7 protein-coding genes and 1 pseudogene are annotated in these 7,016 nt (G+C 54.0%); 5 read left to right on the top strand and 3 right to left on the bottom strand.

The window, feature by feature from the left end:
- Window positions 1–386, bottom strand: a pseudogene (locus RTY00_RS01925) (MFS transporter TsgA); the annotation flags it as partial.
- A gap of 262 nt (window positions 387–648) precedes the next feature.
- On the opposite strand from RTY00_RS01925, the gene ppiA reads away from it, so the two are divergent.
- The 5 genes from ppiA (at window position 649) to RTY00_RS01900 (ending at window position 3,998) form a co-directional block, all read left to right on the top strand.
- Entirely contained in the window at window positions 649–1,221 is a 573-nt protein-coding gene (gene ppiA / locus RTY00_RS01920) for a peptidylprolyl isomerase A (RefSeq protein ID WP_008101803.1), read from the top strand.
- 98 nt (window positions 1,222–1,319) lie between these two features.
- Window positions 1,320–1,490 (top strand): YhfG family protein, encoded by a 171-nt coding sequence (locus tag RTY00_RS01915; protein ID WP_312663223.1) that lies wholly within the window; start codon window positions 1,320–1,322, stop codon window positions 1,488–1,490.
- Complete coding sequence (locus RTY00_RS01910) at window positions 1,480–2,073, top strand: putative adenosine monophosphate-protein transferase Fic (protein WP_312663222.1); 594 nt, start codon at window positions 1,480–1,482, stop codon at window positions 2,071–2,073. The genes RTY00_RS01915 and RTY00_RS01910 overlap by 11 nt, the downstream gene beginning before the upstream one ends.
- A 41-nt stretch (window positions 2,074–2,114) precedes the next feature.
- Window positions 2,115–2,690: an aminodeoxychorismate synthase component II gene (locus RTY00_RS01905; RefSeq protein ID WP_312663221.1), complete on the top strand. Its 576-nt coding sequence runs from the start codon at window positions 2,115–2,117 to the stop codon at window positions 2,688–2,690.
- A gap of 87 nt (window positions 2,691–2,777) precedes the next feature.
- Window positions 2,778–3,998 carry an aspartate aminotransferase family protein gene (locus tag RTY00_RS01900; protein ID WP_312663220.1) on the top strand — a complete coding sequence of 407 codons (1,221 nt, stop codon included), beginning with the start codon at window positions 2,778–2,780 and terminating at the stop codon, window positions 3,996–3,998.
- Here RTY00_RS01900 and RTY00_RS01895 read toward each other — a convergent pair.
- Together RTY00_RS01895 and crp are read right to left on the bottom strand one after the other, a co-directional pair.
- Window positions 3,995–6,073, bottom strand: coding sequence for a YccS/YhfK family putative transporter (locus tag RTY00_RS01895; protein ID WP_312663219.1), 2,079 nt, complete (start codon window positions 6,071–6,073; stop codon window positions 3,995–3,997). The two genes, RTY00_RS01900 and RTY00_RS01895, sit on opposite strands and share 4 nt — an antisense overlap.
- A gap of 58 nt (window positions 6,074–6,131) precedes the next feature.
- Window positions 6,132–6,764, bottom strand: a complete 633-nt coding sequence (gene crp, locus RTY00_RS01890; protein WP_003852956.1) for a cAMP-activated global transcriptional regulator CRP — start codon at window positions 6,762–6,764, stop codon at window positions 6,132–6,134.
- Between the last annotated feature and the right edge of the window lie 252 nt (window positions 6,765–7,016).

The raw sequence follows: 7,016 nt of genomic DNA, 5'->3' as shown, positions 1-7,016 counted from the left end.
TGACGGCCATCGTACAGATGAGTGATCAGGAAAGTACCGATCGACATGGTGATGCCGCTCACCACGCCGAGAATGAACATGCACAGCGAGAAGACGGTGAGATCGTGGCTGGTCATCAGACCCGCAACGGCGAGGATCATCAGCACGAAGCCAAAGATCAGCTGACGCTTCAACGGCACAATCACCATCAGCCAGGCGTTCAGGAACACCGACACCAAAATGCCCGCATTAAGGAATGTGAAGGTGTTGCTCATTTCTGAAATAGGGCGCTGGAAATACTGCGCGATATTGTCCAGCACCATACCGGTAACGATCACCAGTGCGCCGGTGAGCGCATAGGAGAAATAGCTAATCCAGGTAAGGCCAATGCGATTACGGTTTGTCATGTTCTGAACCTGTTAAGCGCCGAGATTGGCAAAAAGTGTCATGAATTGTAAGTGTTGCTGTGATCTTAATAAACAACGAGTGTAACAAGGCGGAAATATTTCATTGAGAGTGTGATTTTTGTCACGCAAATGATTGCGTGGCGGCAAAAGTATGACAATAGCAACATCCGCGTAAATATCGGTAAAACGCTGGCTCTTGGATCACATGCTCTTTACAATCAATCTCGTTTTTGAGCTAGCTCTCCATGGTAAGGAATCTTTCATGCTTAAACGTACTTTGACAGCGGCGGTTGCCCTGTTAGCGCTCTCTTCTGTATCTTCTGCCGCGCTTGCCGCAAAAGGGGATCCACATGTGCTGCTCACCACTTCTGCGGGCAATATTGAACTCGAACTGAACAACCAGAAAGCCCCGGTTTCGGTGAAAAACTTCGTTGATTACGTCAACAATGGTTTCTACAACAACACCATTTTCCACCGCGTGATCCCTGGTTTTATGATTCAGGGCGGCGGTTTCACTACCGATATGCAGCAGAAGCAAACGGTAGCGCCGATCAAGAACGAAGCCGACAACGGCTTGCGTAATCTGCGCGGCACCATTTCGATGGCGCGTACCGCAGATAAAGATAGCGCCACCAGCCAGTTCTTCCTCAACGTAGCCGACAACGCCTTCCTCGATCACGGTCAGCGTGATTTCGGGTATGCGGTGTTTGGTAAAGTTGTGAAAGGCCAGGATGTGATCGACAAGATTGCGCAGGTCCCGACTAAAGATGTAGGCCCGTACCAAAATGTGCCGTCAAAACCGATTGTTATCCTCTCCGCCAAAGTCCTGCCTTAATTCTTAAACGCGCCATTTTCCACTGGCGCGTCATTTGCACTCCGGCAAAGCAAAAAATTGCTGCTTATACTTAGGGCTCACTGCTTGCCGGAGGCGCTATGACCAGCAAACTCACCGAGAAACAGAAAGCCACCTTGTGGCAGCAGCGCCGTGCTGCGAGCTATCAAGCCAGCTGCCGACTGGCCGGATATTCCTATAGTGAAGCTCTTATCGATGCCGAACATGCTGAGGAGCGACTTGAGTCGCTGAGGAGGCAATATGGTGGATAACAGCTTAGCAGTACGCGATCCCTATTTGTGGCACAACGACAATGTGTTGAAGAATCGCCTCGATATTCATGATGAAGCCCAGCTGCGCAAAGCGGAACTGGCTTTCAGCACCGCGCGCCTGGCGACGTTAGAACTTGGCCAGCGCAGCATCGGTTTGCCACGTCTTTGCCATATTCATCGCACGCTGTTTCAGGATCTCTACAGCTGGGCGGGAGAACTGCGCACCATCGATATCTGGCGCGATGAAACGCCGTATTGTCATTGCGAATATATCGAGAAAGAGGGCAATACGCTGATGCAGGCGCTGGAGGAAGAGCGCGGATTAGCTGACCTTGAGCAGGAAGCTTTCGTGGCGCGTATCGCGCATTACTACTGTGAGATCTTCGTGCTGCACCCGTTCCGTGCCGGCAATGGCCGCGCACAGCGCATCTTCTTCGAGCAGCTGGCATTGCATGCCGGTTATCAGCTTGCGTGGGAAACGCTCGAACGCGATGCGTGGCGCGCCGCGATCTCGGCTGGAGTTGCGGGCGATCTGGCGCCGCTTACCGCGCAGTTTGCGAAAGTGGTGAGCCCGGCGAACTAAAATGGGTAGAATAGCGCCGCTTTTACTGGCCTGAGGGCGCTATGCTGCTGCTAATCGATAACTACGACTCCTTCACCTGGAATCTCTATCAGTACTTTTGCGAACTGGGCGCAGAGGTGCGCGTGGTGCGCAACGACGCCATTACGCTGGATGAGATGGAAGCGCTGCCGCTGACGCATCTGGTGATTTCACCGGGCCCGTGTACGCCGGATCAATCTGGTATTTCGCTCGCGGCGATTCGCCATTTCGCCGGGCGCGTGCCGATCCTTGGCGTTTGCCTGGGGCATCAGGCGATTGCGCAAGCTTACGGTGCGCAAGTGGTGCGCGCGCGCCAGGTGATGCATGGCAAAACCTCGCTGATCAAGCACACTAATCAAGGTGTGTTTCGCGATCTGAATAATCCGCTGACCGTGACGCGCTATCACTCATTGATTGTGGCGCGCGATACGCTGCCGGCTGAGTTTGAAGTCACCGCGTGGACCCTTCGCGACGGCCAGCCGGATGAGATCATGGGTTTCCGCCATCGCACTTTGTCGCTGGAAGGCGTGCAGTTCCATCCGGAAAGCATCCTCAGTGAGCAAGGGCATCAGCTGCTGGCTAATTTCCTCAACGCGTAACTTATGTTTGCCTTCGTGTGATTTTTTATGCATATTTTGTGATTATATTTTCACATCAGCTCAACAAATAACCCGATGAGGTCATCAATGGCAGCGGAAAAACTAGCGGTAACCCGGGAAACGTTCGATAACGTTATTTTGCCTGTTTATGCACCTGCGCAGTTTGTGCCGGTAAAAGGTAAAGGCAGCCGAGTGTGGGATCAGCAGGGCAAAGAGTATATCGATTTCTCTGGCGGTATCGCGGTGACTGCATTGGGCCATTGTCATCCGGCGCTGGTGGAAACGCTGAAAACCCAGGGCGAAACCTTGTGGCACACCAGCAACGTGTTCACCAACGAACCAGCGCTGCGTCTGGCGAGTAAACTGATTGCCGCGACCTTTGCCGATCGGGTGTTTTTCGGTAACTCCGGCGCGGAAGCCAACGAAGCAGCATTCAAGCTGGCGCGTTATTACGCCTGCAAAAAACACAGCCCGTTCAAAAGCAAAATTATCGCCTTCCATAACGCCTTCCACGGCCGCACGCTGTTCACCGTGTCGGTTGGCGGCCAGCCGAAATACTCCGATGGCTTCGGTCCAAAACCGGCGGATATCGTGCATGTGCCGTTCAACGATCTCAATGCGGTAAAAGCGGTGATTGATGATCACACCTGCGCCATCGTGGTCGAGCCGATTCAGGGCGAAGGCGGCGTAATGCCGGCCACGCCAGAATTTATGCAAGGTCTGCGCGCGCTGTGCGATGAACATAATGCACTGCTGGTACTTGATGAAGTGCAGAGCGGTATGGGACGTAGCGGCAAACTGTTTGCGTATGAGCATTACGGTATCAAGCCCGATATTATTACCAGCGCGAAAGCGCTGGGCGGCGGTTTCCCGGTGAGCGCGATGTTGACTACCAACGAAATCGCCTCGGTGATGGCGCCGGGCGTTCACGGCACCACTTACGGCGGCAATCCGCTGGCCTGTGCTATCGCTGAAACGGCGCTGGATATCATCAATACGCCAGAAGTACTGGTAGGTGTAGAAGCGCGTCGTCAGCAGTTTGTTGAAGCGCTGCAAGCCATCGACAGCAAATTCGATATCTTCAGCGAAATTCGTGGCAAAGGTCTGCTGATTGGTGCCGCGTTGAAGCCACAGTTCGCCAGCAAGGCGCGTGACATCCTCAACGCCTCCGCAGCGGAAGGGCTGATGATTCTCACCGCTGGCACCGACGTGATTCGTTTTGTGCCGTCGCTGGTGATTGAACCTACCGATATCGCCGAAGGCATGACGCGTTTCGCCAGCGCGATTGAAAAGGTGCTAGCCGCTTAATCCGCTTTGGGACGTAACACCTTGAGCCAGCGGCCATGATGCGGTCGCTGGCTCCACGCCAGCGAAGAGATGGTGTGCATCACGTTGAGGTGCTGCAAAATCCGCTTCACATGCTGTTCGACAATCGTCACCGGCCCTTCATTGAGATTCTCCGGCGCTTCCAGAATATTGCTGTCGTTGCCCGGCCCGTCATACGCCAGCCGCTGCTGACAACGCTGCAGCGCGATTTCACAGGATTGCAGATAACGTTCCGCTAGTTTCGCCGTCAACATGGTGTGCTCACGCGCCAGAATCGTCATGGCGTTAATGTGCTCGACGATAAACTGACTGTGTGTAACCCACATGCGCATATCTTTCAGGTATTGCAGATTAAAGCCTGGCTCGCTCGATGCCTGGTTCAATGAGTTGAACAGCGCGTTGTGCGCCTGATTAACCTTCATGCGCTGATATGCTAGTTTCTCCGGCGACTGTTCCGGCCCCAACAACATTCGCAGCGCTTCCTGATAGGCTTCCAGCGCATCGTGCGCATTCTTGCGCAGCAGTCCGCTTTGCCACTGCGGCCACAGCCAAATCATCCCGGCGAAGGCAATCAAGCAGCCCATCAAGGTATCCATCATACGCGGCAGCAGAAACTGCGCGCCGTTGAGCGACAGCAGCTGCAGCGAATACACCGCCGTGACGGTGAAGCCAATCATCGACCAGCCGTAATATTTCCGCGTGATCAGATAACTCGCCAGCGTGATCCCCAGCATAAACAGCAGCGTGATCGATTCCGGCACCGCCAGCCGTAACGAGGCGGCGGCGATCAGCAAACCGGCAAAAGTGCCCAGCGCACGGTGCTGGATGCGCACGCGCGTCGCGCTGTAACCGTTCTGGCTGACGAACATGATGGTCATCAGAATCCAGTAAGGTTTGGGGATGTTAAAGAACAGCGCCAGCGAACTGCCAAACATCAGCATTACGGCGAAGCGTGCCGCGGTGCGTAACGCGGTGGATTTGAATGACAGATAACTGCGCAGCGCGGGTAACAGCGGCAAACGGCGCTGGCGATCGGCCATCAGGTCACGCGTGTAGAGCGGCTTCTGCGTACGCAACACGCGGGCGATGCGGCTGAAGTGATACAGGCAGAAGTTGCCGACCGGATTATCCGGATGCTGACGCGCAATTTTCTCCAGCGCGCCGAGCTGTTTCTCCATATGAAAACGATCCGGCAGCTGATGGTAGAGAATTGCATCCGCCAGCACGCGCAGCCGCGCCGAGATGATTTTGGCGTTCCAGCGAATCACCGCTTCGGCGTGGCTCTCTTCAACCAGCTTCTGCACCTCTTCGGGCTGATGCAAACTCACCGAGATGTGTTCCTGCAAATCCAGCGCCACCTGGAAAGCGCGCGTCAGGCGTTTGTGGCTGTTATCGCGGCTGGCCGACAGCATATGCATTTGCTGGTAGCAGGTGGTGATGAGATCTACTGCCTTTTGCTGACGCGCCAGCAGCGGTGGCAGCGCTTTTTCCGGATCGGTCAGCTGCGTCAGTAAGGTGTATTTAGCATCGCAATAATCCGCCAGCTCGCGGAACAGCAGGCTAAGCGATTCGCGCATCGGCTGCTCTTTCCACAGCCAGAACCAGAACCAGTTGAATAAGCCGTACCACAGCGTGCCACCAATGTAGAGCAGCGGCGGCACCCACATCGGCATGCGTCCCACTAAGCTGAGCGTGAAGATGGCGGCAATCAAAGTCGCGGGTAGCAAGCGCGCATGCAGCGGACCGATTTCGCCGGTCACGCCAATCAGCAGCGGAAGTGCCAGTAAAATCAGCGGCAGCGGAATCTGGTAAGCGGTGAGAATTTGCATCAGGAAACTGCCGGTGGCAAACAGCGAACCACCCACAATCAGGCGTTTGAAGAAGCGTTTGTGCGGCGTATCCAGCCCCGCCATGTTGCAGCAGGCAGGCACTAACGAGAACAGCAGACCTTTTTGCAGATCGCCAAACAGCCAGCCGAGAGCCACAGGCAGGCACAGCACCAGCGTTTGCCGCAGCGCATAGTTAACTTCAGGATGATAGATGATTCGACGCCACATCAGCTCATCGCAAATAGAAACGGCGCGATGTTGCCATCACGCCGTGGGTGAGAAGAAATTAGCGGGTGCCGTAAACGACGATGGTTTTACCGTGTGCGGAGATCAGATTCTGATCTTCCAGCATTTTCAGGATACGACCCACGGTTTCGCGTGAGCAGCCCACGATCTGACCAATCTCCTGACGGGTGATTTTGATTTGCATCCCGTCTGGGTGAGTCATCGCATCTGGCTGTTTGGCCAGATTTAGCAGCGTTTGCGCGATGCGTCCGGTTACATCGAGGAAGGCAAGGTTGCCCACTTTCTCAGATGTCACTTGCAGACGACGCGCCATTTGCGACGAAAGTCGCATTAAAATATCCGGGTTTACCTGAATCAGCTGACGGAATTTTTTGTATGAAATTTCAGCCACTTCGCAGGCAGACTTCGCACGTACCCAGGCACTACGTTCCTGGCCTTCTTCGAAAAGACCGAGTTCGCCGATGAAATCTCCCTGATTGAGGTAGGAGAGAATCATCTCTTTGCCTTCTTCATCTTTAATCAGTACCGCTACGGAACCTTTTACGATGTAGTACAGCGTTTCCGCTTTCTCACCCTGATGGATGAGCGTGCTTTTGGATGGATATTTGTGAATATGGCAATGGGACAGGAACCATTCGAGTGTAGGGTCTGTTTGCGGTTTGCCGAGAACCATTCGCTATTATCCTCTGTTGTAATCGTGCCCAAAATACAGGGGGCATTTTTCCCTGTCAGGCGGTTTAATCGTCGAGCGTTTCCAGTAAAGGAAAAATTATTCCGGGTGGACTCTTAAGCTACGCTTTTGATTCTTCCGGCCTTCGTCTGTGATGACGAAAATATTTTCAGCACTGTTTGTAGCACAGCTTTTGCGAGCTGTCTTGTGTTGTCTCGCTTCAGCAGAAGGGGGATTACTCTGGATTGCTGTTTG

The organism is Pantoea sp. CTOTU49201 (assembly GCF_032054795.1).
Taxonomy (GTDB): Bacteria; Pseudomonadota; Gammaproteobacteria; order Enterobacterales; family Enterobacteriaceae; genus Pantoea; species Pantoea symbiotica.
The sequence above is the reverse complement of the archived record's forward strand: the minus strand, read 5'-3'. Positions and strand labels throughout refer to the sequence as shown.

Excerpts from the sequence above, each read along its gene's own strand:
- ppiA (WP_008101803.1), top strand. The coding sequence starts at position 649 with ATGCTTAAACGTACTTTGACAGCGGCGGTTGCCCTGTTAGCGCTCTCT.
- RTY00_RS01915 (WP_312663223.1), top strand. The coding sequence starts at position 1,320 with ATGACCAGCAAACTCACCGAGAAACAGAAAGCCACCTTGTGGCAGCAG.
- RTY00_RS01910 (WP_312663222.1), top strand. The coding sequence starts at position 1,480 with ATGGTGGATAACAGCTTAGCAGTACGCGATCCCTATTTGTGGCACAAC.
- RTY00_RS01905 (WP_312663221.1), top strand. The coding sequence starts at position 2,115 with ATGCTGCTGCTAATCGATAACTACGACTCCTTCACCTGGAATCTCTAT.
- RTY00_RS01900 (WP_312663220.1), top strand. The coding sequence starts at position 2,778 with ATGGCAGCGGAAAAACTAGCGGTAACCCGGGAAACGTTCGATAACGTT.
- RTY00_RS01895 (WP_312663219.1), bottom strand. The coding sequence starts at position 6,073 with ATGTGGCGTCGAATCATCTATCATCCTGAAGTTAACTATGCGCTGCGG.
- crp (WP_003852956.1), bottom strand. The coding sequence starts at position 6,764 with ATGGTTCTCGGCAAACCGCAAACAGACCCTACACTCGAATGGTTCCTG.